Origin of the sequence: Marinovum sp., assembly GCF_048263515.1 — a bacterium.
Classification (GTDB): domain Bacteria; phylum Pseudomonadota; class Alphaproteobacteria; order Rhodobacterales; family Rhodobacteraceae; genus Marinovum.
The window spans coordinates 95,868-122,336 of sequence record NZ_JBLXEC010000004.1; the positions used below are offsets into that span (position 1 = coordinate 95,868).

The following is a 26,469-nucleotide window of genomic DNA, read 5'->3' on the forward strand; positions in this document are numbered from 1 at the left end:
CCGCAAAACCGCCGTTTTTCCTAGCCTTGTCCGGGGGTTTGCGATAAACTTCGACCCAGACCCCGAAAAACGGGGCACCCGAGGCAGATTGAGTGGCAGATTCCCATGACTGAGATGGTCTATGGCGCGGCCCCCGTGAGGGACGTCGAGCCTGTGCTCCCGAAATGGTGGCGCACGATCGACAAGATGTCGATGTCGTTTATCCTGATCCTGTTCACCATCGGCATCCTGCTGGGCCTGGCGGCCTCGCCGCCGCTGGCGGCCAAGAACGGCTTCGAGCCGTTCCACTATGTCTCGAGGCAGGCGGTGTTCGGCGGCGCGGCGCTGGTGGCGATGCTGATCACCTCGATGATGACACCGGTGCTGGTGCGCCGCCTGGCGGTGGTGGGTTTTGCCCTGGCCTTCGTGGCGCTGGCGCTGCTGCCGGCATTCGGCACCGACTTCGGCAAGGGCGCGGTGCGCTGGTATTCGCTGGGCTTCGCCTCGGTGCAGCCGTCGGAATTCCTCAAGCCCGGGTTTGTCGTGGTCGCGGCCTGGATGATGGCCGCCAACCAGGAGATCAACGGCCCTCCGGGGCGGCTCTGGTCCTTTGGCCTCTGCGTGACCATCGTGCTGATGCTGGCGCTGCAGCCCGACTTCGGCCAGGCCTGCCTGGTGCTGTTCGGCTGGGGCGTGATGTATTTCGTCGCCGGTGCGCCGATGCTTCTGCTGGTGGGGATCGCCCTGCTGGTGGTGCTGGCCGGCACCGTCGCTTATTCCAATTCCGAGCACTTTGCCCGCCGTATCGACGGCTTTCTGACCGCCGATGTCGATCCGACCACCCAGCTGGGCTATGCCACCAATGCGATCCGCGAAGGCGGTTTCGTCGGCGTCGGCGTCGGTGAAGGCCAGGTGAAATGGTCGCTGCCCGATGCCCATACCGACTTCATCATCGCCGTCGCGGCCGAGGAATACGGCCTGATCCTTGTGCTGGCGATCATCGCGCTTTATGCCGGCGTGGTGATCTCGTCGCTGATGCGGCTGATGCGTGAACGCGATCCCTTTATCCGGCTGGCCGGAACCGGGCTCGCCTGCATGTTCGGAGTCCAGGCCATGATCAACATGGGTGTCGCGGTGCGGCTGCTGCCCGCCAAGGGCATGACGCTGCCCTTCGTGAGCTATGGCGGTTCGTCGCTGATTGCCACCGGCATCGCGGTGGGCATGCTGTTGTCCTTTACCCGGACCCGGCCGCAGGGCGAGATCGGCGATATCCTGAGGGGACGTGTCCGGTGAGCCCTTCCCCAAGGCAGAAGGGCCGGGGCTGATGGACCGGCAGAGACTGCTCGTGATTGCGGCAGGGGGCACCGGGGGACATATGTTCCCCGCGCAGTCGCTTGCCGAGGAGATGCTGGCGCGGGGCTGGCGGGTCAAACTGTCGACCGATCCGCGCGGCGCGCGCTACACTCAGGGCTTTCCCCATACCGTCGAGATCGACCAGATCAGCTCCGCCACCTTTGCCCGCGGCGGTCTTGCCGCCAAGGCGCTGGCACCGTTCCGTATCTTGGGCGGCGTCTGCGCGGCGATCGCGGGCATGGTGCGCGACCGGCCTGACGTGGTGGTGGGCTTCGGCGGCTATCCGTCGATCCCGGCGCTCTCGGCGGCCTGGTTGCTGCGGCGGCCGCGGATGATCCATGAACAGAACGGCATTCTGGGCAAGGTCAACAAGCTCTTTGCCAAGCGGGTCGACGCCATGGCCTGCGGCACCTGGCCCACAGACCTGCCAGAGGGCGTCGAGGGCTTTCACACCGGCAACCCGGTGCGCGCCGCCATCCTCGAGCGCGCTCAGGCCAGCTACATCCCGCCCGGCGATTACCCGATGTCGATCCTGGTGATGGGCGGCAGCCAGGGGGCGCGCATCCTGTCCGACGTGGTGCCGCCGGCGATTGCCGGCCTGCCGATGAATGTGCTCGAGAACATCCGCGTCAGCCACCAGGCCCGCGGTGAAGACCACGAGCGCGTGGCAAAATACTACGAGGATCACAATATCGACGCCGACGTGCAGCCGTTCTTTCAGGACGTGCCGCGGCGGATGTCAGAGGCGCAGCTGGTCATCAGCCGCGCCGGGGCCTCGTCGATTGCCGACCTGACGGTGATCGGCCGCCCGGCGATCCTTGTGCCTTATGCGCTGGCCACCGGCGACCACCAGAGCGCCAATGCCCGCGGCATGGCCGAGGCGGGCGCCGCCCTCGTCGTGCCGGAATCCGACCTTCATGTGGAGCCGCTGACCGCGGCGATCCACGACATTCTCAATCAGCCCGATACCGCCCGCCAGATGTCTGCGGCGGCGCTCGGGCTTGGCAAACCTGATGCGGCCCGAGAGCTGGCCGCCATGGTCGAGGCGCTGGCGGACGGCCAGCATCTCCAGCCTGGAAAGGACCCCGAATGAACGCTGCTGCCGTCACCAAACTGCCCACCGACGTGGGCCCCATCCATTTCGTCGGCATCGGCGGCATCGGCATGTCCGGCATTGCCGAAGTGCTGCTGAACCTAGGTTACCGGGTGCAGGGCAGCGATCTCAAGGGCTCGAAGATCACCGAGCGGCTGGAACGGCTGGGTGCACGGATCTTCGTCGGCCAGTCGGCCGCCAACCTGGCCGAGGCCGAGGTGGTGGTGATCTCGACCGCGATCAAGCCGGGCAACCCTGAACTCGACGAGGCCCGCAACATGGGCCTGCCGGTGGTGCGCCGCGCCGAGATGCTGGCCGAGCTGATGCGGCTCAAGTCGAACATCGCCATTGCCGGCACCCACGGCAAGACCACCACCACCACGATGATGGCCGAACTGATGGTCGCCGGCGGCTTTGACCCGACCGTGGTCAACGGCGGCATCATTCACGCCTACGGCTCGAACGCCCGGATGGGGCAGGGCGAATGGATGGTGGTCGAGGCCGATGAGAGCGACGGCACCTTCAACCGTCTGCCCGCCACCATCGGCGTGGTCACCAACATCGACCCCGAGCACATGGAGCACTGGGGCGATTTCGACCGACTGCGCCAGGGTTTCCTTGATTTCGTCTCGAACATCCCGTTCTACGGCCTTGCAGTCTGTTGCACCGACCACGAAGAGGTGCAGCGGCTGGTGGGCAAGGTCACCGACCGGCGCGTCGTGACCTATGGCTTCAACTCGCAGGCCGATGTGCGCGCGGTCAACCTGCGCTACGAAGGCGGGGTGGCGCATTTCGACATCGCGCTGCAGGCCGAAGGCCAGATGATCGAGGACTGCGCCCTGCCGATGCCCGGCGATCACAACGTCTCGAACGCGCTGAGCGCGGTGGCGGTCTGCCGGCACCTCGGCATGAAGATCGACGAGATTCGCAAGGCGCTGGCCAGTTTCGGCGGCGTTAACCGCCGCTTCACCAAAGTCGGCGAAGTTGATGGCGTGACGATCATCGACGATTACGGCCACCACCCGGTAGAGATCGCCGCCGTGCTGCGCGCGGCGCGGCAGGCCTCTGACGGGCGGGTGATCGCCGTGCACCAGCCGCACCGCTATTCGCGGCTGTCGAACCTGTTCGAGGACTTCTGCGCCTGCTTCAACGAGGCCGACGTGGTGGCGATTGCCGATGTCTTTGCCGCCGGCGAAGACCCGATCGAGGGCGCCTCGCGCGATGACCTCGTGGCGGGGCTGCGCCGTCACGGGCACCGGCACGCCTCGGCGCTCGAGGGCGAAGAGGCGCTGGCCGATTTCGTGCGCGAGAATGCCGGGCCTGGCGACATGGTGGTCTGCCTCGGCGCCGGCACGATCAGCGCCTGGGCCAACGCGCTGCCGGAGCAGCTGGCAAAATGACGATGTCGCTGATCCTTGCCTGCCTCTGGGCGCTGGCGGCTAATCTTCTGGCGGCGATGCCCTCGCGCGACAACCACTGGCGCCGGGCCTATGCGCTGATTGCCATCGGCGTGCCGCTGCTTGGCTATGTCACCTATCAGAACGGCCCTTGGGTCGGGCTCTTCGTGCTGATGGCTGGCATGAGCGTGCTGCGCTGGCCGGTGATCTACTTCGGCCGCTGGCTGCGCCGCCGCGCGCGGAGTGACGCGTAACGGCGAGGTTGCCCGGCGGTTGGCATATGTCGGCCCGGGACGGTGGGTTGCAAACCCACCCTACGGGGATGGCGTAGGGTGGGTTTGCAACCCACCGCTCCGCAGAGTCCAATGCCCCCCTAAATACAGAATTCCCCAATTGCGCAGCTGCGCGAACCCGCTAACCTCCCGCCGAGGGAGGCTCCGATGGACCCGACACAAATCCGAATTGCGCTCTTCGTGGGTGGGGTCATCGCCGTCTGCGGGCTGACCGGCTTTGTCTTGGTGCGCCGGGCGGCGCTCACATGGTTCTATGTCCTCGCGGCCGCGGTCTTTGCCCTCGGCGTCGTCTTCATGACCATGGCGCAACGGGCCCAGGGCTGGGACGCGCTGGGGCATTTCCTCATCGTCGTCTTCCTGATTGCCCCGGCGCTGGCCGGGCTGGGGCTCGGCGGGGCGTTGGCCTGGTGGCGCAAGCGCAGGCGTCGGTGATCGCCCCTTTTCGCCGCGCCCGATCCGATTTATGACGGGCGAAACCTCAAGGGGGCGGGCAATGGACGATCACTCTCACATGCCGCAGGTGCGCGGCCGGCTGACCGAAGACCGGGTGCTGGCCGATCTCACATGGCTGCGCGTCGGCGGGCCTGCGGACTGGCTGTTCCAGCCGGCGGATGTCGACGACCTGGCCGCGTTCCTCAAGGCGCTGCCGGAGGATGTGCCGGTCTTTCCCATGGGCGTCGGGTCCAACCTGATCGTGCGTGACGGCGGGTTGCGTGCGGTGGTGATCCGCATGGGCCGCGGCTTCAACGGCATTTCGATCGAGGGCGACCGGGTCACCGCCGGCGCCGCCGCGCTCGATGCACATGTGGCGAAAAAGGCTGCCGAGGCGGGCGTCGACCTGACCTTCCTGCGCACCATCCCGGGGGCCGTCGGCGGCGCGGTGCGGATGAACGCCGGCTGCTATGGTGCTTATGTTGCTGATCATTTCGTCGAGGCGGAGGCGGTCACACGGCAGGGTGAAGAGGTCACGCTGACCGCCCAAGACCTGAACTTCCGCTACCGCCAGACCGATCTGCCAGAGGGCTGGGTGATCACCGAGGCGACGTTCCGCGGCACCGAGGGCGATCCCGAGGCGCTTGCGCAGAAAATGGCCGATCAACTGGCCAAGCGTGACGCCACGCAACCCACCAAGGACCGTACCGCCGGCTCGACCTTCCGCAACCCGGCCGGCTTCTCCAGCACCGGAAAAGCCGACGATACCCATGATCTCAAGGCCTGGAAGCTGATCGACGACGCCGGATTGCGCGGCTTTTGCATCGGCGGCGCGCAGATGAGCGAGAAACATTCGAACTTTCTGATCAATACAGGGGCAGCCACGGCCGAAGATCTGGAGTCCCTGGGCGAGGAAGTGCGAAAAAGGGTTTTTCAAAGCAGTGGAATAGAGTTACACTGGGAAATCATGCGGGTCGGCGAAAAAGCCTGATCCGCCAAAGGCCGCAAAGGCCCGCTTTCGCGCCACAACCCGATCGGAATGGCGCGGAAACACCAGGGACCGGCAGGTTCAGCATAAAAACGCGTCGCAAAAGGCGCGAACACAGACGAGGGACCGGGCAGGTCCAGACAAGTTGAGGCACGAGTGGGCATGTCGAGCAGGGCAGGCTCCCGAGTAGCGGTGTTGATGGGTGGCCCTTCTGCCGAGCGCGAAGTGTCACTGTCTTCCGGGCGCGAATGCGCCAAGGCGCTCAGGGGCGAAGGCTTTGAAGTCATTGAAATAGACGCCGCAGAGGATCTCTCTGCACGGCTCGCAGAGGTTCAACCCGACGTGGTCTTCAACGCGCTGCATGGCCGTTGGGGCGAAGACGGCTGCGTTCAGGGCCTGCTGGAATGGCTGCGTCTGCCCTACACTCATTCGGGCGTGCTGGCTTCGGCGCTGGCGATGGACAAGCAACGCTCGAAAGAGGTCTACCGCACCGCCGGATTGCCGGTGGTCGAAAGCGTGATCGCCAAGGCCGCCGAGGTCCGCCAGCGCCACGTGCTGAGCCCGCCTTATGTGGTCAAGCCCAACAACGAAGGCTCTTCGGTGGGCGTCTACCTCATCGAAGAGGAAAACAACGGCCCGCCGCAGCTGTCGGACGACATGCCCGACGAGGTGATGGTCGAGGCTTTTGCGCCGGGTCGCGAGTTGACCACCACGGTGATGGGCGACCGCGCCCTGACGGTAACCGACATCATCACCACCGGCTGGTATGACTACGACGCCAAGTACAAGGAAGGCGGCTCGCGCCACGTGCTGCCCGCCGACATTCCGGCCGAGATCTTCGACGCCTGCCGCGACTACGCCCTGCGCGCCCACAATGCCCTGGGCTGCCGCGGTGTCAGCCGCACCGATTTCCGCTGGGACGAGGGCAGGGGGCTCGACGGGTTGATCCTGCTCGAGACCAACACCCAGCCCGGCATGACGCCGACCTCTCTGGCCCCGGAACAGGCGGCGCACGAAGGCATTTCCTTCGGCGCGCTCTGCGCCTGGATGGTGGAGGATGCCTCATGCCATCGCTGACCGACGGCGTTCGCGGCCGCATCCACCGCGCCTATCATCCGGCCCATGGCGGGCCCGAGCCACAGCCGGCACCGCAGGCCATGCCCCGCCCCAAGGCCGATCCAGCGCCCTCGCGCTGGGCCTACCGGATGCAGCGCCTGATGCTGACGCCGCTGTTCCGCCAAGGGCTGCGGCTTGGTCTGCCGATGGCCTTGGCCTTCCTGATCGGCAGCGTCTATTTTGCCAGCGAGACACGCCGCGTCGCCTTCAACCAGACCCTCGCCGACATGCGCGATGCGATCGAGCAGCGCGAGGAATTCATGGTCAAGCTGATGCAGGTCGACGGCGCCGGTGAAGAGGTGGCGCAGGACATCCGCGAGATCCTGCCGGTTGAATTCCCGGTCTCCTCCTTTCATCTCGAGCTTGACCACATGCGCGACACCATCGCCGGCCTCGATGCCGTCGAGAAGGTCAGCCTGCGGATCAAGCCCGGCGGCATCCTTCAGGTCGACGTGACCGAACGCATTCCGGCCGTGGTCTGGCGCTCGACCCGCGGGCTCGAACTGCTGGACGCCGGCGGCTACCGCGTGGCGCCGCTCAAGGGCCGTCACGAACGCCCCGACCTGCCGGTGATCGCCGGCGAGGGCGCCGACAAGCATGTGCGACAGGCGCTGCGACTGGTCGCGGCGGCGGCTCCCGTCGCCAACCGGCTGCGCGGGCTGGAATGGATCGGCCAGCGCCGCTGGGACGTGGTGCTTGACCGCGACCAGCGCATCCTGCTGCCCAAGGAAAAGCCGGTGCAGACGCTCGAACGCGTCCTCGCGCTCGATTCGATCACGCCGAACGGCATGCTGGAGCGCGACCTTGCGGTCGTCGACATGCGCCTGCCGCACCGGCCCACGATAAGAATGAATACCAACGCGGTCGAAGAACTGCGGAAAATCAAGGCAGACGAGCTTGGAGTGACGTCACGATGATCGAGCTGTACGAATCCCAGCGCGCAATGCGCAACATGCGCAAGGCCGCCATGCAACGTGGCGTGATTGCCATTCTCGACGTGGGCAGCGCCAAGATCGCCTGCCTCGTCCTTCGGTTTGATGGCACCGAAAAGGTCTCTGACGCCGGTGTCGGATCGCTGGCAGGGCAGAGCGGTTTCCGGGTGATCGGCGCCGCCACCACCCGGTCGCGCGGGGTCCGCTTCGGCGAGATCGCGGCGATGGGCGAGACCGAGCGCGCCATCCGCACCGCGCTGCAATCGGCGCAGAAGATGGCCGGTATCCGGGTCGACCACGTGATCGCCTGTTTCTCGGGCGCTGAGCCGCGGTCTTACGGGCTGGCCGGGCAGGTCGAGGTACACGGCCAGACGGTGGACGAACAGGATGTGGCCCGCGTGCTTTCCGCTTGCGATGTGTCGGACTTCGGCCATGGCCGCGAGGTGCTGCACGCCCAGCCGGTGAACTTTGCGCTCGATCACCGCTCGGGCCTGTCGGATCCGCGCGGCCAGATCGGCCATACGCTTTCGACCGACATGCACATGCTGACTGTCTCCGGCCAGGCGATCCAGAACCTCGCCCATTGCGTCAAGCGCTGCGATCTCGAACTCGCGGGCCTGGCCTCTTCGGCCTATGTCGGCGGCATTGCCGCGCTGGTCGAGGATGAACAGCAGCTGGGCGCTGCCTGCATCGACATGGGCGGCGGCTCGACCGGCATCTCGATCTTCATGAAGAAACACATGATCTACGCCGATGCGGTGCGCATGGGCGGCGATCACGTCACCTCGGACATCTCGATGGGCCTGCAGGTGCCGATGACCATGGCCGAGCGCATCAAGACGGTGCACGGCGGGCTCGTCGCCACCGGCATGGACGACCGCGAGATGATCGGCATCGGCGGCGAGACCGGCGATTGGGAACACGACCGTCGCACCGCGTCGCGCGCCGAGCTGATCGGCATCATGCGGCCGCGGGTCGAGGAAATCCTCGAAGAGGTGCGGGTGCGTCTGGATGCGGCGGGCTTCGAACATCTGCCCAGCCAGCAGATCGTTCTGACCGGCGGTGCCAGCCAGATCCCCGGACTTGATGCCCTGGCGAGCCGTATCCTCGGCCACCAGGTGCGCCTCGGCCGGCCCTTGCGGGTCCACGGACTGCCGCAGGCGGTCACGGGCCCGGGCTTTTCGGCGGCGGTGGGGCTTTGCCTCTTTGCCGCCCATCCCCAGGACGAATGGTGGGATTTCGACCTTCCGGTCGACCGCTATCCGGCCCGGTCCCTGAAGCGCGCGGTCAAGTGGTTCCGCGACAACTGGTAGCGCCGAAGCGGCGCGATCCCTGTGGACGATTCGGTGGATAAGGTGGCCAGTCAGAGGGCCGCCTAGTAGGCGTTACTGTGCCTCCCCGCCATATCTGGCGCAATCCCCGACATCGGGCGAAATGTGGCAAGTTTTTGCCCACATTTTGCTGCGTTTTTCAGTTTTTTACGTGACGCCCGGGTATCGCTTCGTCATAATGGGCGGTAATAGGCAGCAAAATGCCCGTTCAGGGCGTGAAAAGCAGGCGGACAAGGCGGACAGTTATGACATTGAATCTTTCGGTACCCGGACACGATGAACTGCGGCCCCGCATCACGGTATTCGGCGTGGGCGGTGCAGGCGGTAACGCGGTCAACAACATGATCGAGAAGAAGCTCGAAGGTGTCGAGTTCGTGGTTGCCAACACCGATGCCCAGGCATTGCAGCAATCCAACGCCGAGGCGCGGGTGCAGCTGGGCGTGAAAGTGACCGAGGGTCTGGGCGCCGGCGCCAAGGCCTCGATCGGCGCTGCCGCCGCCGAAGAAAGCATCGAACAGATCGTCGATCACCTGGCCGGCGCGCATATGTGCTTCATCACCGCCGGCATGGGCGGCGGCACCGGCACCGGTGCGGCCCCGATCATCGCCCAGGCTGCACGCGAGCTGGGTGTTCTGACCGTCGGCGTGGTGACCAAGCCCTTCCAGTTCGAGGGCGGCAAGCGGATGAAACAGGCCGAGGACGGCGTCGAGGCGCTGCAGAAGGTCGTCGACACGCTGATCATCATTCCCAACCAGAACCTGTTCCGGCTGGCCAACGAAAAGACCACCTTCACCGATGCATTCAGCATGGCTGACGACGTTCTGTATCAGGGCGTCAAGGGTGTCACCGATCTGATGGTCCGCCCGGGCCTGATCAACCTCGACTTTGCCGACGTCCGCGCCGTGATGGACGAGATGGGCAAGGCGATGATGGGCACCGGCGAGGCCGATGGCGAAGATCGCGCAATCCAGGCCGCCGAGAAGGCGATTGCCAACCCGCTGCTCGACGAGATTTCGCTGCGCGGCGCCAAGGGCGTGCTGATCAACATCACCGGCGGCACCGATCTGACGCTGTTCGAACTGGACGAAGCCGCCAACCGCATCCGCGAGGAAGTGGACGCCGACGCCAACATCATCGTCGGCTCCACCCTGGACGAAGCCATGGGCGGCCAGATGCGCGTCAGCGTTGTCGCCACCGGCATCGACGCCTCGGGCGTGCAGCATGACATCCCGGTGCCGCGCCGTTCGCTGGCCGAGCCGCTCAAGCAGGTGCCCGCACCGGCTGAAGAGCGCGCCGAAGAGCAGGTTGCCGCCCGCGTGGAAGAGTATCAGGAGCCGGCCTACGAAGAGGCCGAGCCTCAGGTCGCCGAAGCCGAGGAGCCCTCGCTCTTCGAAGGCTTCGAGCCGCGCAACGACGCTGTCGTCGAAGACGACGTGCCGCCGCCGGCCTACCAGCCCGAGGTGCCTCAGTTCGAGCCGCGCACCGCGCAGTTCGAGGACGACGAGGCCGAGAGCTTCGTGGCGCCCAAGGCGCCTGCTGCCGGCACCCCGTCGCCCGAAGCGATGGCCCGGCTTCAGGCCGCCGCCGCCCGCGCCGGTGGAGGCTTCCCGCAGGAACAGCAGGCCGCGCCCCAGGCTCCGGCCGAGGTCGAGCGCCCGCGCTTCGGCATCAACTCGCTGATCGGCCGGATGACCGGCAATGGCCAGGACAGCCAGGGCCAGCAGCAAGCGCGCCGTCAGCAGCCGCCGGTACAGTCGCCGGCCACCAACTATGCGCCCGAGCCTCAGGCCGACCCCGAGCAGGAGCGGATCGAAATCCCCGCCTTCCTGCGCCGTCAGGCCAATTGAGCACCACTCACCGGACGATTTGCGAAGGGCTCCCGAGAGGGGGCCCTTCTGCTTTGAGGGGATAACGCGCCGGACCATGGGCCGTGCCGTCGACGGGCCACGGAGCGGTGAACCGACCCTGAGTCTGCACGGTTTATCTCGGCCACCGGCGCGCTTCGAATGATCGGTGCTCCGACGTCACCCAATCGCCGGGCCATGGGGGTGGGTCATGCCAGAGGCATGCTTCCAGCATGGCGATGGCGCGGCGGCCTGCGGCCTTGTTCCGCGCCGGTGGAGCGGTAATCGTGCCGAGGGACAGGCAGTCGCTGACCTGATAGCGTTAACCATACCGCCGCTCAGACCCTTGACCGATGTCGGTTTCCGTCAGGGCAGGGGGCGTCTCGTGTCGTTCACGACCCGGATAATTTTGTCACAAAGCCTGAAATATGGCGTGTTACCGGTCACGTTCGCCCCACCAAACGCCTTTTAGACGCGCGCAATTCATGAACAAACTCAACACCTTGACCACGAACCGCGAGTTCCCGCCGACGCTGTTACTGATATGTTTCATAGCGTTGCAATACGTTATTTGAGCAATCCCTCCCGAGATCCTAATTCACTCTCATCGCCGGTCCGCAGTGGATGACGCCGGCTCTGCAACCAGCACCTCCACTGCATGTTCGGGCACAGGGCCCGGCGCGACGATGAAGCCGAAGGGAAGACCGATGCAAGCCACGCTCAAGACCAAAGTCCGCTTTGACGGTGTCGGCCTGCACTCCGGCCGCCCGGTCCGCATGGTGATCTCTCCGGCCTCGGCCGGCTATGGCATCTGGTTCAAGCGAACCGACATCCACTTCGGCGATACCATGGTTCCGGCCCGCTGGGACGCGGTCGAGCGCTCGCCGCTCTGCACCCGCATCCGCAACGCATCCGGCGTCGAAGTCAGCACCATCGAGCATGTCATGGCGGCGCTGGCCGGCTGCGGCGTGCACAACGCCCTGATCGAGATCGACGGCCCCGAAGTGCCGATCCTCGACGGCTCGGCTGCGCCTTTCGTCGACGCGATCCTCGGCCGCGGCATACAGCGTCTGGATACCCCGGTCATGGCGATCAAGGTCGACAAGACCGTCACCGTCGAGACCGACAGCGGCTGGGCGCGCCTGTCGCCGGCCGACACCTTCACCATGTCGTTCCATATCGATTTCCAGGACGCCGCCATCGGCAGCCAAGACAAGCAGTTGGTGCTGTCGAATGGTACCTTCGTGCGTGAGCTCTGCGACAGCCGCACCTTCTGCCGGCAGTCCGATGTCGACACCATGCGTGCCAATGGCCTGGCCCTCGGCGGCACGCTGGAAAACGCCGTTGTGGTCGATGGCGACCGGGTGCTAAGCCCCGGTGGCCTGCGTCACCGCGACGAGCCGGTGCGCCACAAGATGCTTGATGCGCTGGGGGACCTGGCGCTCGCCGGTGCGCCGATCATCGGCCATTACACCGGTCACCGCGCCGGTCACTCGATGACCAACATGCTGCTGCATGCACTGTTCAACACCCCCGGCGCGCTGCGCCTGGTGGAATGCGATGCCGCCGATGCGGCCCGTCTTCCCGGTGTGGGCGTGGTGCCGCGCGACATGCCCGCCGTGGCGTGAAATCCGCGATCACCGACTTTTGCGTCCGCCAGTCCCTGGCGGGCGTTTCCATCTTTGACGATGTGTCGTATGCCCTTTCAGAGACTTAACGCTTCGTGTTAGGACGTGACGCATAACCGGGCCGCGCCGGCGGCGCCATCGACCCGGGACCTTGGGTGAGGAAGTGACAGGCATGACGGGCGACAGACCGCTGAGAGGCAGGACATCGCGGGCCATCGTGATTGCGCTGGCGGCCGGTCTGACGTTGGCCAGCTGCTCCGGCGGTGCCTTTCTCAATTCCCGCGGCAACATCGGTTTCAGCAACACCCCGATCGAATCCTACACCGCCGAACAGATCTTCGAGCGCGGCGAATACGAGCTCGAGCGCAACAGCTACAGCGAGGCGGCGCGCTTCTTCTCGGAAATCGAGCGGCTCTATCCCTATTCGGAATGGGCCAAGCGGGCGCTGATCATGCAGGCCTTTGCCCATCACAAGGACAAGGAATACGAAGACGCCCGCGCCGCCGCGCAGCGCTATGTCGATTTCTATCCGGCCGATGACGATGCGGCCTATGCGCAATACCTGCTGGCGCTCAGCTACTATGACCAGATCGACGAGGTCGGCCGCGACCAGGGCCTGACCTTCCAGGCCCTGCAGGCGCTGCGCACGGTGATCGAACGCTATCCCGACAGCGAATATGCCCGCTCGGCGATCCTGAAGTTCGACCTGGCCTTCGACCATCTCGCCGCCAAGGAGATGGAAATCGGGCGCTACTACCTCAAGCGCAAGCATTACACCTCGGGGATCAACCGCTTCCGCGTGGTTGTCGAGGATTTCCAGACCACTACCCACACCGCCGAGGCGCTGCACCGCCTGGTCGAGAGCTACCTGTCGCTGGGCCTGACGCAAGAGGCGCAGACCGCTGGCGCGATCCTCGGCTACAACTACCAGTCGACCGAATGGTACGAGGACAGCTATCGTCTGCTGACCGGTCAGGGGCTCAAGCCCGAGGTCTTCGACAACAACTGGCTCGGCTCCATCTATCGCCAGATGGTCAAGGGTGAATGGCTATAGGTCAGCGGTGGGCAGCCTGCCCACCCGACGGGGCATCTGATGCTGCGAACGCTTGATATCCGCGACATGTTGATCATCGATCACCTCGAGCTGGCCTTCCAGCCCGGGCTGAACGTGCTGACCGGCGAGACCGGTGCCGGCAAGTCGATCCTGCTCGACTCCTTGGGCTTTGTGCTGGGCTGGCGTGGCCGGGCCGAGCTGGTGCGCGCGGGGGCAGCGCAGGGCGAGGTGGTGGCGGAGTTCGACCTGCCGCCGGGCCATGCTGCCTTTGCGGTGCTGGAAGAGGCCGGGCTGCCGGTGGCAGATGAGCTGATCCTGCGCCGGGTGAACACCGCCGAAGGGCGCAAGACCGCCTGGGTCAACGACCGGCGCTGTTCCGGCGAGGTGCTGCGGCAGCTGTCCGAGACGCTGGTCGAGCTGCATGGTCAGCATGACGACCGGGGCTTGCTGAACCCGCGCGGCCATCGCCGCATTCTCGACGAGTTCGCCGGGGTCGAGGCTGAATTGGCCGCCACCCGCGGGGCCTGGCGGGGTCTGGTGCAGGCCCGTCGCGCGTTGGCAGAGGCCGAAGAGGCGCTGGCGGCGATGCGCGAGGAAGAGGATTTTCTGCGCCATGCGGTGGCCGAACTGGAGGCGCTGGCGCCGCAGCCCGGCGAGGATGCCGCGCTCGATGCCAAGCGCCGGATGATGCAACAGGCCGAGCGCATCCGCGAGGACATCCAGCGCGCCGGCCAGGCGCTTGGCAACGACGGCGCCGAGGGCGCCATGGGCGACGCCATGCGCTGGCTCGACGGTGTGGCCGACCGCGCCGAGGGCCAGCTCGATGCGCCGCTGGCGGCGCTGGCGCGGGCGATGGAAGAACTCGATCAGGCCGCGCGCGGAGTCGAGGATTGCCTCGAGGCCTTGGCCTTCAACCCGCACGAGCTGGAGGAGGCGGAAGAGCGGCTTTTTGCCATCCGCGGTCTGGCCCGCAAGCATCAGGTGACCTCCGAAGACCTGCCGGAGCTGGCCGAGACCCTGTCGGCCAGGCTCGCCCGGCTGGATGCGGGTGATGCAGACATCGCTGATCTGCGCAAGGCCACCAAGGCGGCCGAAACGGCCTATGACGCCACCGCCGACGCCCTGAGCACCGCGCGCCGCGCCGCCGCCAGCCGGCTGGACGCCGCCGTCACTGCCGAGCTCGCGCCGCTGAAGATGGAGCGGGCGGTCTTTGAAACAAAGATCAGCGAAGAACCGGCCGGCCCCGAGGGCCGCGACGCCGTGGCCTTTACCGTCGCCACCAACCCGGGCGCCCCGGCCGGGCCGATCGGCAAGATCGCCTCGGGCGGCGAGTTGAGCCGGTTCCTGCTGGCGCTCAAGGTCTGCCTGGCCGAGGGCACCTCCGGCGTGACGATGATCTTCGACGAGATCGACCGCGGTGTCGGCGGGGCGACCGCCGATGCGGTGGGCCGCCGTCTGGCGGCGCTGGCCGCGCAGGGGCAGGTGCTGGTGGTGACCCATTCGCCGCAGGTCGCGGCGCTCGGCGCGCATCACTGGCGGGTCGAGAAGAGCGTGGTGGCCGAGCAGACCCTGTCGCGCGTAGTGCCGCTGGGGGCCGGTGAGCGGGTCGACGAGATCGCCCGCATGGTGGCAGGCGACACGGTGACCGACGAGGCCCGCGCCGCCGCAAGGGCTTTGCTGGCGGGGTAGGGGGCTTGTCCCCGGCGCGTAAACAGCGGCTGAAAGCCGCCGCGCATCGCCGGGCCGCCGCCCGGCAGGGCGATTTGGCTGACGTGAGCGCGTCGCGCGGATCATTTTCGGACTTGGCCGAGAGAAAGCGCTGCAGAACTTCCGTGGTTCGCCGCACCACGGCCCGACGATACACGGCTCGCGTTGAACGTCGGTCATTTGTCCCAAGCGCGTTAACAGCGGCTGTAAGCCGCCGCGCATCGCCGGGCCGCCCCCCCGGCACGGCGATTTGGCTGACGTGGGCGCGTCGATCCGATCTCTTCCGGACTTGGCCGAGATAAAGCGCTGCCGAACCAAGGGAGGATCGCCGCACCGCGGCCCAACGATGCGCGGCTCGAGTTGGACAAAGGTCTCTCGTCCCAAGCGCGTCAACACCGCCAACGGCCGCCGCGCTTCGCCGCACCGCGGCCCGGCGATGCGCGGCTTGCGCTTTACTGCCACGGCGGTACGAGCTTCCCGGGGTTGAGGATGTTCTTCGGGTCCAGCGCCCGCTTGATCTCGCCCATCACTGCCCAGCCGTCACCGTGTTCCGCCGCCATGAACCCCAGCTTGCCGAGCCCCACGCCATGCTCTCCGGTCGAGGTCCCGCCAAGCGCCAGGGCGCGTCGGACCATCCGGTCCGACAGGGCCTTGGCCTCGGCCAGTTCCTCCGGGTTCTCGGGATCGACCAGCAGAACAGCATGGAAATTCCCGTCCCCCACATGCCCGAGGATCGGCCCGGAGACAGAGGCGGCGGCGATATCGGCCTGGGCGGCCTCCACCGCCTCGGCCAGGCGCGAGATCGGCACGCAGATGTCGGTCACCAGCGCCCGCGCGCCGGGGCGGGAGGCGAGGATCGCGTAATAAGCGTTGTGGCGCATTGCCCAGAGCGCCTTGCGGTCCTCGGGCTTGACCGACCAGTCAAAGCCCAGCGCGCCGTGGTCCCCGGCGATTTCACCGAAGAGACGCGCCTGTTCGGCCACCGCCGCCTCCGTCCCGTGAAACTCGAGCAGCAGATGCGGCAGCAGCGGAAAGTCCATCCCGGCATAGGCATAGACCGCCGCGGCGCAGGCGGCATCGACGAATTCGATCCGCGCCATCGGCAGGCCCATCTGGATGGTGTCGGTCACCGCCGCCACGGCGGCGCCCATGTCGGGAAAGGCGCAGACCCCGGCCGAGATCGCCTCGGGCTGGCCGTGCAGTCGCAGAGTCAGCTCGGTGATCAGCCCCAGCGTGCCCTCGCTGCCCACCATCAGCGCCGTCAGGTCGAAACCGGCGGCGGACTTGCGCGCCCGGCTTCCGGTGCGGATCACCCGGCCATCGGCCAGCACCACCTCGAGCGCCAGGACATTGTTGCGCATCGTGCCGTAGCGCACTGCCGTGGTGCCGCTGGCGCGGGTCGCGGCCATGCCGCCAAGCGCGGCATTGGCGCCGGGATCGACCGGAAAAAACAGCCCCGTGGCGCGCAGCTCTTCGTTCAGCGCCTCCCGGGTCAGGCCGGGCTGCACCGAGACGGTCATGTCTTCGGCCCGCAGATCGAGCACCCGGGTCATGCGCGAGAAATCCACCACGACGCCGCCTTGGGTCGCCAGCGAGTGCCCCTCGAGCGAGGTGCCGGTGCCCCAGGCCACCACCGGAACGCCGGCCTCGGCGCAGATCGTCACCAGCTGCGCCACCTCTTCGGTGGTCTCGGGATAGGCCACGGCATCAGGCAGGGTTTCGGGAAAATAGCTCTCTGATCGGCCATGCAGGGCCAGATCCGACTTGGACAGAGACAATCTCTGGCCTAACAAGGACTTGAGGGTCGTCAAAGCCCCGTCGTCCTGCGCCCTTTGTCTGGTCATGGCTCCTCCGCCTGATTTCGGAAATCGCGCATTCCTACCGCAGCGGTCCCAGCGCGCAAAGACGTTAACGAGCGATATGGCATATAACGACAGAAATCTCGCCGTCCGCCAGCTCCGTGAAATGACCGCTGTCTTCAGCCGGGGCTGGCAGCTTCTGCGCCACCGCGGGCCGAGCCAAATCCAGTTCTGGTTCATCGCCCTGATCATCGGCATTGCCGCGGGCTTTGCCGCGCTGCTGTTCCGCCGGGCGATCGAATGGCTGCAGGCCACGGTCTATGGAACCGACGACATCACCCAGCTGCACACCTTCGCCAATTCGCTCGACTGGTTCTGGGTGCTGGTCATCCCGATGGGCGGCGGGGTGGCGGTGGGGCTGATCCTCTATTTCTTCACCGACGACGGTCGGGTGCGGGCGGTGGCCGACGTGATCGAGGGCGCGGCGCTCAATGATGGCCGCGTGGAAAAGAAGGCGGGGATCGCCTCGGCATTCTGCTCGCTGATCACGCTGTCGACCGGCGGCTCCACCGGGCGGGAAGGGCCTGTGGTGCATATCGCCGCGATGATCTCGTCCTGGGTGTCGAACCTCTTGCACGCCGATGGCATCACCGGGCGTGACCTGCTGGGCTGCGCCGTGGCCGCCGCCGTCTCGGCCAGCTTCAACGCGCCCATCGCCGGCGCGCTTTTTGCGCTCGAGGTGGTGCTGCGCCACTTTGCCCTGCACAGCTTTGCCCCCATCGTGGTGGCCAGCGCCGCCGGCACGGTGATCAACCGGCTGGCCTTTGGCGATGTGACCGAGTTCACGCTGCCGGGCACCTCGGCGCTGGAGTTCTACCTCGAGCTGCCGGCCTTCCTGATCCTCGGGCTGGTCTGCGGGCTGGTTTCGGTGATCATGATCCGCGGCATCTTCTGGGCCGATGACGTCGAGAGCCGGATCCAGAGCCGCATCGGCCTGCCATACTGGATCCGCCCGATGCTGGCCGGGGCGATCCTCGGCGCCATGGCGATCCCCTTTCCGCATATCATCGGCGTGGGCTACGAGACGACCTCGCTGGCGCTCACCGGCCAGCTGCTGCTGTGGCAGGCGATTGTCTATACGGTGATCAAGGTGATTGCCGTGGCGGTCACCATGGCCGGCCGCATGGGCGGCGGCATGTTCTCGCCCTCGCTGATGGTGGGCGCGATGACCGGGATGGCCTTCGGGCTGATCGCCACCAGCCTCTTCCCCGATCAATCCGGCGCCTTCACGCTCTATGCGCTGGCCGGCATGGGTGCGGTGGCGGCGGCGGTGCTGGGCGCGCCGATCTCGACCACGCTGATCGTCTTCGAGCTGACAGGCGACTGGCAAACCGGGCTGGCTGTGATGGTTTCGGTGTCGATGTCCACCGCCCTGGCCTCGCGGCTGGTGGACCGGTCGTTCTTCCTCACCCAGCTGGAACGCCGCGGCGTGCACCTGGCGGCGGGGCCGCAGGCCTATCTGCTGGCGATGTTCCGGGTGGCCCAGGTGATGCGCCCGATGGAGCATGAAAAGGCCCCGTCAGAGGCCGCCTGCTGGGAGATGGTCGAAACCGGCGTCTACCTCGACGCCAATGCCACGCTGGAAACCGCCCTGCCGATGTTCGAGACCTCGGGGGTCAGCTTCCTGCCGGTGGTGGCGATCCGCGGCGAGGACCAGCCGCCGGAACTGCGCGGCGCGCTGTTCCATGTCGATGCGCTCAAGGCCTACAACCGCGCCCTGGCCGCCACCGCGGAAGAGGAACACAGCTAGGGCTCAGAGCTCTTCGACCTGCAGGTAATCGCCGGGCTGAAAGGCGAGGTAGCCTTTGATCGCCGCAACGTCGTCCTTGGGGGCCTCGTAGGACCAGACCGCATCCTTCAGCGTCCGGTTCTTGGCATCGATCGAGAAATAGCTGGCCTCGCCCTTGTGCGGGCAGGTCGTCACCTTGTCGGACCGGTCAAGCAGCGCCATGGCGATGTCCTCGCGCGGGAAATAGATCACCGGCGCATGGCCATCCTCGAGCAGTTCCAGCGCATTCGAGCTTTCGCCCAGAACGGCTCCGCTTGCGCGCACCACCCATTTGCCTCTGGCCTTCACGATCCTGATCGTCATCTTCACTCTCCCAATACGATGTACGCGCTACAGGACCAGAGGCCTGTAACCGTTCTGTGTCAGATTTCTGCGGTTGCAACATCCAACCATATCGCGGCCCGGTTGCCCAGACTCGGACGCAGCATGTGTCGGCAGGTCGCATGGTAGGCGTTGAGCCAGTCGCGCTCGGCCGCGGTCAGACGCTCGGCCAGGATCAGCCGGCGGTCGATCGGCACGAAGGTCAGCGTCTCCCACTCCAGCATCTCCCTGACGGTGCCCTGGGGCAGGGGGGCCGCCTCTCGTACCGCCATCAGGTTCTCGATGCGGATGCCAAAGGCGCCTTCCTTGTAGAACCCCGGCTCGTTCGACAGGATCATCCCGGCCAGAAGCTCCTCCATCCCGGTCCGCGCCAGCCGCGCCGGGCCCTCGTGCACGCAGAGATAGGCGCCGACGCCATGGCCGGTGCCATGGCCGTAGTCCTGACCGGCCATCCACAGCGGCATCCGCGCCAAGGCATCCAGATCGCGCCCCGCGAGCCCCTTGGGCCAGCGCGCCCGGCTCATGGCGATCATCCCCTGCAGCACGCGGGTAAAGGCCTCCCTGGCCTCCTCTGGCGCGTCGCCTACGGCCATGGTGCGGGTGATGTCGGTGGTGCCGTCAAGATACTGCCCGCCGCTGTCGACCAGCAGCAATTCGCCCTCGGCCAGCTTGCGGTTGCTCTCCTCGCTCACCCGGTAATGCACGATGGCACCATTGGGGCCAGAGCCGCTGATCGTCTCGAAGGAAATGTCCATGAGCGCCCCGGTGTCGCGGCGAAAGCCCTCCAGGGCTTTCACGACGTCGATCTCGGTCAGATCGCCGGGCGCGGTCTCGTCGAGCCAGGCGAGAAACTCGCACATCGCCACCGCGTCCCGCTCATGCGCGGCGCGCATCCCGGCCAGTTCCTCGGGCGTCTTGCAGGCTTTGGGCAGGACGCAGGGATCGCGCCCCTCGATGACCTCGGCCTCCAGCGCATCCAGCACCGCCAGCGGCACCGAGACCGGATCCACCAGCACCGGCCCCTCGAGCCCGGTCAGCGCCCCGGCAAACTCCCCCGGCGCCCGATGGCGTACATCCGCCCCCAGGTCGACCCCGGCCAGCTTCTCGCCCGCCATGAACAGATCGACGCTGCCATCGTCGAACAGCAACGCAAAGCCATGCGCCACCGGGATGCGCGGAATGTCACTGCCGCGGATGTTGAGCAGCCAGCAGAGCGAATCCGGCAGGGTGATCACCGCCACCTTGGCGCCCTTTTCCCGCAGCCCCTCGGCCAGCGCCGCGCGCTTTTCGGCCGACGAGTGCCCGGCCAGCGCATCGGGATGCGTCCTGACCGGTGCCAGCGGCGGTGCCGGCTGGTCGTCCCAGACCCGGTCGACCAGGTTCTCCATCCGCCTGAGCGTCAGGCCAGACCCCGCCAGCGCCTCTTCCAGCGCCCGCACCTGCTGCACCGTATGCAGCCAGGGATCGATCCCCAGTTCCCCGTCCGAAAGCTCGCCCTTCAGCCAATCCGCCAACTGCACCTCGGGCCAGTCCACCGGCGTGAACACATCAGCCAATTGCTGGCGCGCCTGCACGCGGTAGCGTCCATCGACAAAGACGCCGGCCTTGTCGGCCAGGATCGCCGCAAACCCCGCCGAGCCGGTGAACCCGGTAAGCCAGGCCAGCCGGTCGTCGCGCGGCGCCACGTATTCGCCCTGGTGCACATCCGCCTTGGGCACGAGAAGCCCGGCCAGCCCTTCGGCCGCCATCACCTCGCGCAGTGCCGCCAGCCGCGGCGGGCCCTGTTCGGGCCGGGCCTTTACCTCGAAGGATTGAAACATCGTGCTACCCAGTTCTTCCTCTTGCCGAAAATACCCTCGGGGGAGTCGCCCTTGGGCGACGGGGGCAGCGCCCCCAAACCGCCACGCCGGCCCTCACGTCGCGCCGTCAGCTCGCCCGGCGCATCCCCATCACCCGGGCGCGTGCCCGTGGATCGGTGTCGAACAGCGCCGCCAACTGCTCGGTCATCGCGCCGGCCAGCTGCTCGACATCGGTGATCGTCACCGCCCGGTCGTAATACCGCGTCACGTCGTGGCCGATGCCGATCGCCAGCAGTTCCACCATCCGCCGCCGCTCGACCATGGCGATCACGTCGCGCAGGTGCTTCTCGAGGAAGTTGGCCGGGTTCACCGAGAGCGTGGAATCGTCCACCGGCGCACCATCGGAGATCACCATCAGGATCTTGCGCGCCTCGGGCCTGTAGATCATCCGGCGATGCGCCCATTCCAGCGCCTCGCCGTCGATGTTCTCCTTCAACAGGCCCTCTTTCATCATCAGGCCAAGATTTGGCCGCGCCCGGCGCCAGGGCGCATCGGCGCTCTTGTAGACGATGTGGCGCAGGTCGTTGAGCCGGCCCGGCTGCTGCGCCCGGCCTTCGCCCAGCCACTTCTCGCGGCTCAGCCCGCCTTTCCAGGCGCGGGTGGTGAAGCCCAGGATTTCGACCTTGACCGAGCAACGCTCCAGCGTGCGCGCCAGCACATCGGCGCAGATCGCCGCAATGGAAATCGGCCGGCCGCGCATCGAGCCGGAGTTGTCGAGCAGCAGCGTCACCACGGTGTCGCGGAACTCGGTGTCCTTCTCGATCTTGAAGCTCAGCGGCGTCGTCGGATTGGCCACCACGCGGGCCAGCCGGCCGGCATCGAGAATGCCTTCCTCGAGGTCGAACTCCCAGGACCGGCTCTGCTGCGCCTGCAACCGGCGCTGCAGCTTGTTGGCCAGCCGGCTCACCGCGCCTTTCAGCGGTTCGAGCTGCTGGTCGAGATAGGCGCGCAGCCGCTCCAGCTCGGCCGGATCGGCAAGGTCCTCGGCGTGGATTTCCTCGTCGAACTCGGTGGTGAAGACGGTGTAATCCGGGTCGGCCTCGGACACCGGGGCAGGGGCCGGCGGCTCCAGCGGCGCCTCGCCCTCGGGCAGCTCGGTCTCTTCGCCGGCCTCGGTGTCGGCCATGTCGTCCATGGTCACCTGGGCCTGGCTCGGGTCCTGCTGCTCTTCCTGGCTCTGCTCGGGGCTGGCCTCGGACTGGTCGTCCTGGTCGTCGTCCTGGCCGGTGCTGTCGGGATCGCGGTCGTCGTCCTCGGTGTCCTCGGCCTGGTCCTCCGACTCTTCCTCGAGATCGTCGGGGTCCTCGCCCAGCTGGTCGCCGTAGCCCAGGTCCTGGATCACCCGGCGGGCGAGCTTGGCGAACTGGCTCTGATCGGCGAGCGTCTCCTGCAGGTCGTCGAACTGGCCGCCGGCCTGGTCCTCGATGAAGCCGCGCCAGAGGTCCATGATGTTGGCCGCCCCCGGCGGCATCGCCCGCCCGGTGGCGAGATGGCGCACAAGGTAGCCGGCGGCGACCGACAGCGGCGCATCGGCGGCCTTGGTGATCTGGTCATAGCCGCGCTTGGCGGCCTCGTTGCTGATCTTGGCGTCGATATTGCCGGCGGTGCCGGGCATGTCGCGTGCGCCCATCGCCTCGCAGCGGGCAGTCTCCATCGCCTCGTAAAGCTCGCGCGCCATGTCGCCCGGCGGGGCATAGCGATTGTGCGTGGTGGTGTCGTGATACTTGTGCTTGAGCGCCAGCGCATCCGCCGTGCCGCGCGCCAGCAGCACCTCGTCGCGGGTCATCCGGCGGCTGACCTGCGGCAGCCGCATGGCATCCCCCGAGACGCCGGAAGGGTCGACGGAATAGGACACCGTGAGGTCTGGATTGTCCGCCATCACCTTGGTGGCCTCGGCCAGCGCCTTCTTGAACGGGTCTGCGGGATTGTCGGTCTGCGCCATGGGGTGCCTGCGGTCGGGATTGAAACAGCGTCAACGTAATCGCTCGCGCAGGCAATGGCCAGAGACCAGGGCAGGGGATTTCGCAAGCGCCTAGCGCCCGAGGATCATCCGCCGGCAGGTGTCGATCCGCGCCGCCATCCGCGCGGCGGCAAGGTCGCGCCGGCGTGGCGTCGCGCCATACTGGTGGCGCGCCAGCAGATGGGCGATCTGCACCCAGCCATCGACCCGCCAGCGCTGCGCCTGCCGATCGCGCGGCGCATCGGGCAGCACCGCGCCCAGCAGCATGTCGAAATCGTCGCGCAGCCGCGAGGTCGCCTCCGACGCCGGATCCCCGGTGGCCGCTTGCCGCACCGACAGCGCCGAGAGCCGCCCGGCGCAGATCGCGAAGGCCTCGGCCCGCTCCCCCGGCGGGGGTGGCGAGGCGAGGGCGGCCGAGAGGGGCCAAAGCCCCAGCAGCACCGCCAGCGTGAGAGGGCGCAACACCGATATCATCCCCCGAGGCTAAGCTGCTGGCGCCGCTCCGGTCAACAAGAAGTATATACAAAGTCTATAAGATTGTCGGGGATTTCCGGGGGCTCAGCCCAGCAGCAGACCGGTGCATTGCGCCAGCTTCTGATGCGCCAGCACCAGCGCGCGGCGGGCATCCTCGGCATCGCGGTTGAAGGTCGCCCGGGTCAGCAGCGCCGCCTGCGCCATCTTGGCCTCGAGCCGCAGGTGCAGCACGTCGCGGCCCTTGCCCTCGGGTTGCACCGCTTCGAGCAGGTCGATCATCGCCGCGCGCTGCGCCTTGGTCTGTTCCGAGGCCGGGCCGTCGAACATCCACTGGTATTCCATCATCGCCGACAGCCGCCCGGCACAGGTGGCAAAGGTCACGACCGGGCTGTCAGGGGCCAGCGGCATGGCCCGTGCTGGCGGCAGGGAGGAAAACACCGCCAGCACAAGGAACAGGGAAAAAGTTTTCATACCGCTCATGATTTGAGCATAACACTAAAATATCGTGTCACCGATTGGGCAGAATGAAAACTTTCCCCGGTGTCATCCTTCGGTCACGGCTGCAGATGCAGAAACGGCGCCCCGAGGGACGCCGTTCATCCACCCTTGCGGGTGTCTTCACCTGTGGGACAGGTCAGCCCATCGACAGGCTCGCCGCGCTCTCGGGCAGTTCCTCGTCGAAGCAGCGCTGGTAGAACTCGGCCACGGTCTGGCGCTCGAGCTCGTCGCATTTGTTCAGGAAGGACAGCCGGAAGGCATAGCCCACGTTGCGGAAGATCTCGGCATTCTGCGCCCAGGCGATCACCGTCCGGGGGGACATCACCGTCGAGAGGTCCCCGTTCATGAAGGCGGTCCGGGTCAGGTCGGCCACGGTCACCATCTGCTTGATCTTGCGACGGCCTTTCTCGGTGTTGTAATGCGGGCATTTCGCCAGGACGATGGCGCATTCGGCGTCGATCGACAGGTAGTTCAGCGTCGCCACCAGCGACCAGCGGTCCATCTGGCCCTGGTTGATCTGCTGGGTGCCATGGTAGAGGCCCGTCGTATCACCCAGACCCACGGTGTTGGCGGTGGCGAAGATGCGGAAATAGGGATGCGGGTGGATCACCTGGTTCTGGTCGAGCAGCGTCAGCTTGCCGTCAACCTCGAGCACCCGCTGGATCACGAACATCACGTCGGCGCGGCCGGCGTCATATTCGTCGAACACGATGGCCGTGGGGGTGCGCAGCGCCCAGGGCAGGATGCCTTCCTGGAACTCGGTGACCTGCTTGCCGTCCTTGAGCTTGATCGCGTCCTTGCCGATCAGGTCGATCCGGGAGATGTGGCTGTCGAGGTTGACCCGCACCGTCGGCCAGTTCAGCCGCGCCGCGACCTGTTCGATATGGGTGGATTTCCCGGTACCGTGGTAGCCCTGGATCATCACCCGGCGATTGTGGGAAAAGCCTGCGAGAATGGCCAGCGTGGTGTCGGGGTCGAACTTGTAGGTGCTGTCGACGTCGGGCACCCGCTCGCTGCGGTCGGCAAAGCCCTTGACCACCATGTCGGTGTCGATGCCAAAGACATCCCGGACCGAGATTTCCTCGGAAGGTCTGGTATTGGGGTCCATCTGCCCGTCCGCCATGGGTGCGTCCTTTCCGGTGCCTGATCGCCTGATCGCTGAATATGCGCCCCGGTTGGTGCACCAAATTCGCCGGAGTGGCAAGAGCGGCGACAGCCAGATTTCGCTGCGGCCTTGTTTCGGCGGGGCAGAGGCCTATCCTCTGGGACCAGAGCGAGAGGAGCGAACGATTTGGCGAGCCAGGACCTGGATACACTTCTGACCCGCGTTGCCATGGCCGATCGCAAGGCCTTTGCCGCGCTCTATTCCGCGACGTCCGCGAAACTTTTCGGAATCTGCCTGCGTATACTCAAGGACAGGGCGCTGGCAGAGGATGCGCTTCAGGATGTCTACGTCAAGATCTGGAGACGTGCCGACGCCTATCGCCCCGGGCGGGTTCAGCCGATGACATGGCTGATCACCATCGCCCGCAACCATGCCATCGACCAGCTGCGCAAGCGTCGCGCGGCGGCCACCGACAACGCCGACCCGGACGAGACCCGGATCGACCGTCTCGAAGCGCCAGAGCCCGGCCCGGCCGAGCAGCTGCTGCAAAAAGACGAAGGCGCGCAAATCGACGCCTGCCTCAACGAACTGGCCCCCGACAAGGCCGATGCCGTGCGCCTCGCCTACCTGCAGGGCGCCACCTATGCCGAACTGGCGGCGCATTACGACGTGCCGCTGAATACCATGAGAACCTGGCTGCGCCGCAGCCTGCTAGCCCTGAGAGCCTGCCTGACCCGATGACCGATGCGACAGACATATCCGACGACGACTCCGTGCTGGCCGCGGAATACGTGCTTGGTCTGCTGTCGGAGGCCGAGGAGGACGCCTTTGCAAGGCGGCTGTTCCTCGAGGCCGACCTGCGCCACGCCTGCGACAATTGGAGCGCGCATTTCGCCGCCATGGCCGCGGCGGGCCAGGAGGTGAAGCCTCCCGCCAGGCTCTGGCCCGCGATCGAGGAACGGGTCTACGGCCCGCCGATCCCGTTCTGGCGCCGGCTGAACCTCGGCACCGCGGTGATCGGCACGGCGCTGGCAGCAGGACTCGCCTTTGCCGCCTTGCGCTTCGGCTGGCTCGAGCCAGAGACCCTGCCGCTGACCGCCCAGCTGACCAGCGAGGCCGCGGGCGAGGTGGCCCGCATCACCCTCGACACCGACACCGGGATGGTCGAGGCGGAACTGGTCGGGCTCTTCCCCGATGCCGGCCGCGCCCGCGAGCTCTGGCTGATCCAGGGCGGCAATGCGCCGGTCTCGCTCGGCCTGCTGGCGCCGGGCACGGTGGTGGCGCTGACGATGCCGGCGGCACTCTGGCAATCGCTCGACGGCGCGGTGCTGGCCATCTCGGACGAGCCTGCGGGCGGCTCGCCCACCGGTCAGCCCACCGGCGCGGTGCTGGCCACCGGCGCGGTCACCGCATCGTGATCGACGCCGGAGGCGCGTGCAGGAAACAAACCGCCGCCT

Annotated in this window: 23 protein-coding genes; 16 read left to right on the forward strand and 7 right to left on the reverse strand. The window is 66.8% G+C overall.

The window, feature by feature from the left end; all coding sequences use genetic code 11:
* Nucleotides 1-105 precede the first annotated feature (105 nt).
* The 13 genes from ACN0SE_RS05820 (at nucleotide 106) to recN (ending at nucleotide 15,129) form a co-directional block, all read left to right on the forward strand.
* Complete coding sequence (locus ACN0SE_RS05820; protein WP_417523558.1) at nucleotides 106-1,272, forward strand: peptidoglycan glycosyltransferase FtsW; 1,167 nt, start codon at nucleotides 106-108, stop codon at nucleotides 1,270-1,272.
* Between the two features lie 31 nt (nucleotides 1,273-1,303).
* The gene (murG, locus tag ACN0SE_RS05825) at nucleotides 1,304-2,425 is read left to right on the forward strand and encodes an undecaprenyldiphospho-muramoylpentapeptide beta-N-acetylglucosaminyltransferase (RefSeq protein ID WP_417523559.1); all 1,122 of its coding nucleotides are present in this window, start codon (nucleotides 1,304-1,306) and stop codon (nucleotides 2,423-2,425) included.
* Nucleotides 2,422-3,825 (forward strand): UDP-N-acetylmuramate--L-alanine ligase, encoded by a 1,404-nt coding sequence (gene murC / locus ACN0SE_RS05830; RefSeq protein WP_417523560.1) that lies wholly within the window; start codon nucleotides 2,422-2,424, stop codon nucleotides 3,823-3,825. Before murG ends, murC begins: the two co-directional genes overlap by 4 nt.
* Nucleotides 3,822-4,076, forward strand: coding sequence for a DUF2484 family protein (locus ACN0SE_RS05835; protein WP_417523561.1), 255 nt, complete (start codon nucleotides 3,822-3,824; stop codon nucleotides 4,074-4,076). The genes murC and ACN0SE_RS05835 overlap by 4 nt, the downstream gene beginning before the upstream one ends.
* Nucleotides 4,077-4,262: 186 nt before the next feature.
* On the forward strand, nucleotides 4,263-4,547 hold the full coding sequence (locus ACN0SE_RS05840) for a hypothetical protein (protein ID WP_417523562.1): 285 nt from the start codon (nucleotides 4,263-4,265) through the stop codon (nucleotides 4,545-4,547).
* Nucleotides 4,548-4,626: 79 nt separating this feature from the next.
* The gene (murB, locus tag ACN0SE_RS05845; protein WP_417523682.1) at nucleotides 4,627-5,538 is read left to right on the forward strand and encodes a UDP-N-acetylmuramate dehydrogenase; all 912 of its coding nucleotides are present in this window, start codon (nucleotides 4,627-4,629) and stop codon (nucleotides 5,536-5,538) included.
* 153 nt (nucleotides 5,539-5,691) lie between these two features.
* Nucleotides 5,692-6,612: a D-alanine--D-alanine ligase gene (locus ACN0SE_RS05850; protein WP_417523563.1), complete on the forward strand. Its 921-nt coding sequence runs from the start codon at nucleotides 5,692-5,694 to the stop codon at nucleotides 6,610-6,612.
* A complete protein-coding gene (locus ACN0SE_RS05855; protein WP_417523564.1) occupies nucleotides 6,600-7,568 on the forward strand; it encodes a cell division protein FtsQ/DivIB in 969 nt (322 codons plus the stop codon). Before ACN0SE_RS05850 ends, ACN0SE_RS05855 begins: the two co-directional genes overlap by 13 nt.
* Nucleotides 7,565-8,896, forward strand: a complete 1,332-nt coding sequence (gene ftsA / locus ACN0SE_RS05860; RefSeq protein ID WP_417523565.1) for a cell division protein FtsA — start codon at nucleotides 7,565-7,567, stop codon at nucleotides 8,894-8,896. The genes ACN0SE_RS05855 and ftsA overlap by 4 nt, the downstream gene beginning before the upstream one ends.
* A gap of 263 nt (nucleotides 8,897-9,159) precedes the next feature.
* Nucleotides 9,160-10,761, forward strand: a complete 1,602-nt coding sequence (gene ftsZ / locus ACN0SE_RS05865) for a cell division protein FtsZ (protein ID WP_417523566.1) — start codon at nucleotides 9,160-9,162, stop codon at nucleotides 10,759-10,761.
* Between the two features lie 704 nt (nucleotides 10,762-11,465).
* Entirely contained in the window at nucleotides 11,466-12,386 is a 921-nt protein-coding gene (lpxC, locus tag ACN0SE_RS05870) for a UDP-3-O-acyl-N-acetylglucosamine deacetylase (RefSeq protein ID WP_417523567.1), read from the forward strand.
* A 172-nt stretch (nucleotides 12,387-12,558) separates the two neighbouring features.
* Nucleotides 12,559-13,440 carry an outer membrane protein assembly factor BamD gene (locus ACN0SE_RS05875; protein WP_417523568.1) on the forward strand — a complete coding sequence of 294 codons (882 nt, stop codon included), beginning with the start codon at nucleotides 12,559-12,561 and terminating at the stop codon, nucleotides 13,438-13,440.
* Between the two features lie 39 nt (nucleotides 13,441-13,479).
* Complete coding sequence (gene recN / locus ACN0SE_RS05880) at nucleotides 13,480-15,129, forward strand: DNA repair protein RecN (protein WP_417523569.1); 1,650 nt, start codon at nucleotides 13,480-13,482, stop codon at nucleotides 15,127-15,129.
* A 470-nt stretch (nucleotides 15,130-15,599) separates the two neighbouring features.
* On the opposite strand, the gene ACN0SE_RS05885 is transcribed toward recN, so the two are convergent.
* Complete coding sequence (locus ACN0SE_RS05885; protein ID WP_417523570.1) at nucleotides 15,600-16,991, reverse strand: FAD-binding oxidoreductase; 1,392 nt, start codon at nucleotides 16,989-16,991, stop codon at nucleotides 15,600-15,602.
* 121 nt (nucleotides 16,992-17,112) lie between these two features.
* Here ACN0SE_RS05885 and ACN0SE_RS05890 point away from each other — a divergent pair, with 121 nt between their 5' ends.
* Nucleotides 17,113-18,756 carry a chloride channel protein gene (locus ACN0SE_RS05890; RefSeq protein ID WP_417523571.1) on the forward strand — a complete coding sequence of 548 codons (1,644 nt, stop codon included), beginning with the start codon at nucleotides 17,113-17,115 and terminating at the stop codon, nucleotides 18,754-18,756.
* Nucleotides 18,757-18,759: 3 nt separating this feature from the next.
* Here ACN0SE_RS05890 and ACN0SE_RS05895 read toward each other — a convergent pair whose 3' ends face one another.
* From ACN0SE_RS05895 to cobS, 6 genes are all read right to left on the reverse strand, one after another.
* Nucleotides 18,760-19,098, reverse strand: coding sequence for a DUF427 domain-containing protein (locus ACN0SE_RS05895; protein WP_417523572.1), 339 nt, complete (start codon nucleotides 19,096-19,098; stop codon nucleotides 18,760-18,762).
* A gap of 59 nt (nucleotides 19,099-19,157) precedes the next feature.
* On the reverse strand, nucleotides 19,158-20,936 hold the full coding sequence (locus ACN0SE_RS05900) for an aminopeptidase P family protein (RefSeq protein ID WP_417523573.1): 1,779 nt from the start codon (nucleotides 20,934-20,936) through the stop codon (nucleotides 19,158-19,160).
* Nucleotides 20,937-21,042: 106 nt separating this feature from the next.
* Nucleotides 21,043-22,917 carry a cobaltochelatase subunit CobT gene (gene cobT / locus ACN0SE_RS05905; protein ID WP_417523574.1) on the reverse strand — a complete coding sequence of 625 codons (1,875 nt, stop codon included), beginning with the start codon at nucleotides 22,915-22,917 and terminating at the stop codon, nucleotides 21,043-21,045.
* Nucleotides 22,918-23,007: 90 nt separating this feature from the next.
* The gene (locus ACN0SE_RS05910) at nucleotides 23,008-23,400 is read right to left on the reverse strand and encodes a hypothetical protein (protein ID WP_417523575.1); all 393 of its coding nucleotides are present in this window, start codon (nucleotides 23,398-23,400) and stop codon (nucleotides 23,008-23,010) included.
* 93 nt (nucleotides 23,401-23,493) lie between these two features.
* Complete coding sequence (locus ACN0SE_RS05915) at nucleotides 23,494-23,880, reverse strand: hypothetical protein (protein WP_417523576.1); 387 nt, start codon at nucleotides 23,878-23,880, stop codon at nucleotides 23,494-23,496.
* Nucleotides 23,881-24,043: 163 nt separating this feature from the next.
* Nucleotides 24,044-25,030 (reverse strand): cobaltochelatase subunit CobS, encoded by a 987-nt coding sequence (cobS, locus tag ACN0SE_RS05920; RefSeq protein WP_417523577.1) that lies wholly within the window; start codon nucleotides 25,028-25,030, stop codon nucleotides 24,044-24,046.
* 210 nt (nucleotides 25,031-25,240) lie between these two features.
* On the opposite strand from cobS, the gene ACN0SE_RS05925 reads away from it, so the two are divergent.
* Nucleotides 25,241-25,753, forward strand: coding sequence for a sigma-70 family RNA polymerase sigma factor (locus ACN0SE_RS05925; protein WP_417523683.1), 513 nt, complete (start codon nucleotides 25,241-25,243; stop codon nucleotides 25,751-25,753).
* The gene (locus tag ACN0SE_RS05930) at nucleotides 25,750-26,430 is read left to right on the forward strand and encodes an anti-sigma factor domain-containing protein (protein ID WP_417523578.1); all 681 of its coding nucleotides are present in this window, start codon (nucleotides 25,750-25,752) and stop codon (nucleotides 26,428-26,430) included. The genes ACN0SE_RS05925 and ACN0SE_RS05930 overlap by 4 nt, the downstream gene beginning before the upstream one ends.
* Nucleotides 26,431-26,469: the final 39 nt, after the last annotated feature.

Bases quoted from the DNA above. Each gene is read 5' to 3' on its own strand.
- murC (WP_417523560.1), top strand. From the start codon at position 2,422: ATGAACGCTGCTGCCGTCACCAAACTGCCCACCGACGTGGGCCCCATC.
- ftsZ (WP_417523566.1), top strand. From the start codon at position 9,160: ATGACATTGAATCTTTCGGTACCCGGACACGATGAACTGCGGCCCCGC.
- ACN0SE_RS05820 (WP_417523558.1), top strand. From the start codon at position 106: ATGACTGAGATGGTCTATGGCGCGGCCCCCGTGAGGGACGTCGAGCCT.
- ACN0SE_RS05930 (WP_417523578.1), top strand. From the start codon at position 25,750: ATGACCGATGCGACAGACATATCCGACGACGACTCCGTGCTGGCCGCG.
- ACN0SE_RS05835 (WP_417523561.1), top strand. From the start codon at position 3,822: ATGACGATGTCGCTGATCCTTGCCTGCCTCTGGGCGCTGGCGGCTAAT.
- ACN0SE_RS05855 (WP_417523564.1), top strand. From the start codon at position 6,600: ATGCCATCGCTGACCGACGGCGTTCGCGGCCGCATCCACCGCGCCTAT.
- ACN0SE_RS05925 (WP_417523683.1), top strand. From the start codon at position 25,241: ATGGCCGATCGCAAGGCCTTTGCCGCGCTCTATTCCGCGACGTCCGCG.
- ACN0SE_RS05875 (WP_417523568.1), top strand. From the start codon at position 12,559: ATGACGGGCGACAGACCGCTGAGAGGCAGGACATCGCGGGCCATCGTG.
- ACN0SE_RS05885 (WP_417523570.1), bottom strand. From the start codon at position 16,991: ATGACCAGACAAAGGGCGCAGGACGACGGGGCTTTGACGACCCTCAAG.
- ACN0SE_RS05840 (WP_417523562.1), top strand. From the start codon at position 4,263: ATGGACCCGACACAAATCCGAATTGCGCTCTTCGTGGGTGGGGTCATC.
- lpxC (WP_417523567.1), top strand. From the start codon at position 11,466: ATGCAAGCCACGCTCAAGACCAAAGTCCGCTTTGACGGTGTCGGCCTG.
- murG (WP_417523559.1), top strand. From the start codon at position 1,304: ATGGACCGGCAGAGACTGCTCGTGATTGCGGCAGGGGGCACCGGGGGA.
- ACN0SE_RS05915 (WP_417523576.1), bottom strand. From the start codon at position 23,880: ATGAAAACTTTTTCCCTGTTCCTTGTGCTGGCGGTGTTTTCCTCCCTG.
- murB (WP_417523682.1), top strand. From the start codon at position 4,627: ATGCCGCAGGTGCGCGGCCGGCTGACCGAAGACCGGGTGCTGGCCGAT.
- ftsA (WP_417523565.1), top strand. From the start codon at position 7,565: ATGATCGAGCTGTACGAATCCCAGCGCGCAATGCGCAACATGCGCAAG.
- cobS (WP_417523577.1), bottom strand. From the start codon at position 25,030: ATGGCGGACGGGCAGATGGACCCCAATACCAGACCTTCCGAGGAAATC.
- cobT (WP_417523574.1), bottom strand. From the start codon at position 22,917: ATGGCGCAGACCGACAATCCCGCAGACCCGTTCAAGAAGGCGCTGGCC.
- ACN0SE_RS05895 (WP_417523572.1), bottom strand. From the start codon at position 19,098: ATGACGATCAGGATCGTGAAGGCCAGAGGCAAATGGGTGGTGCGCGCA.
- ACN0SE_RS05900 (WP_417523573.1), bottom strand. From the start codon at position 20,936: ATGTTTCAATCCTTCGAGGTAAAGGCCCGGCCCGAACAGGGCCCGCCG.
- ACN0SE_RS05890 (WP_417523571.1), top strand. From the start codon at position 17,113: ATGACCGCTGTCTTCAGCCGGGGCTGGCAGCTTCTGCGCCACCGCGGG.
- recN (WP_417523569.1), top strand. From the start codon at position 13,480: ATGCTGCGAACGCTTGATATCCGCGACATGTTGATCATCGATCACCTC.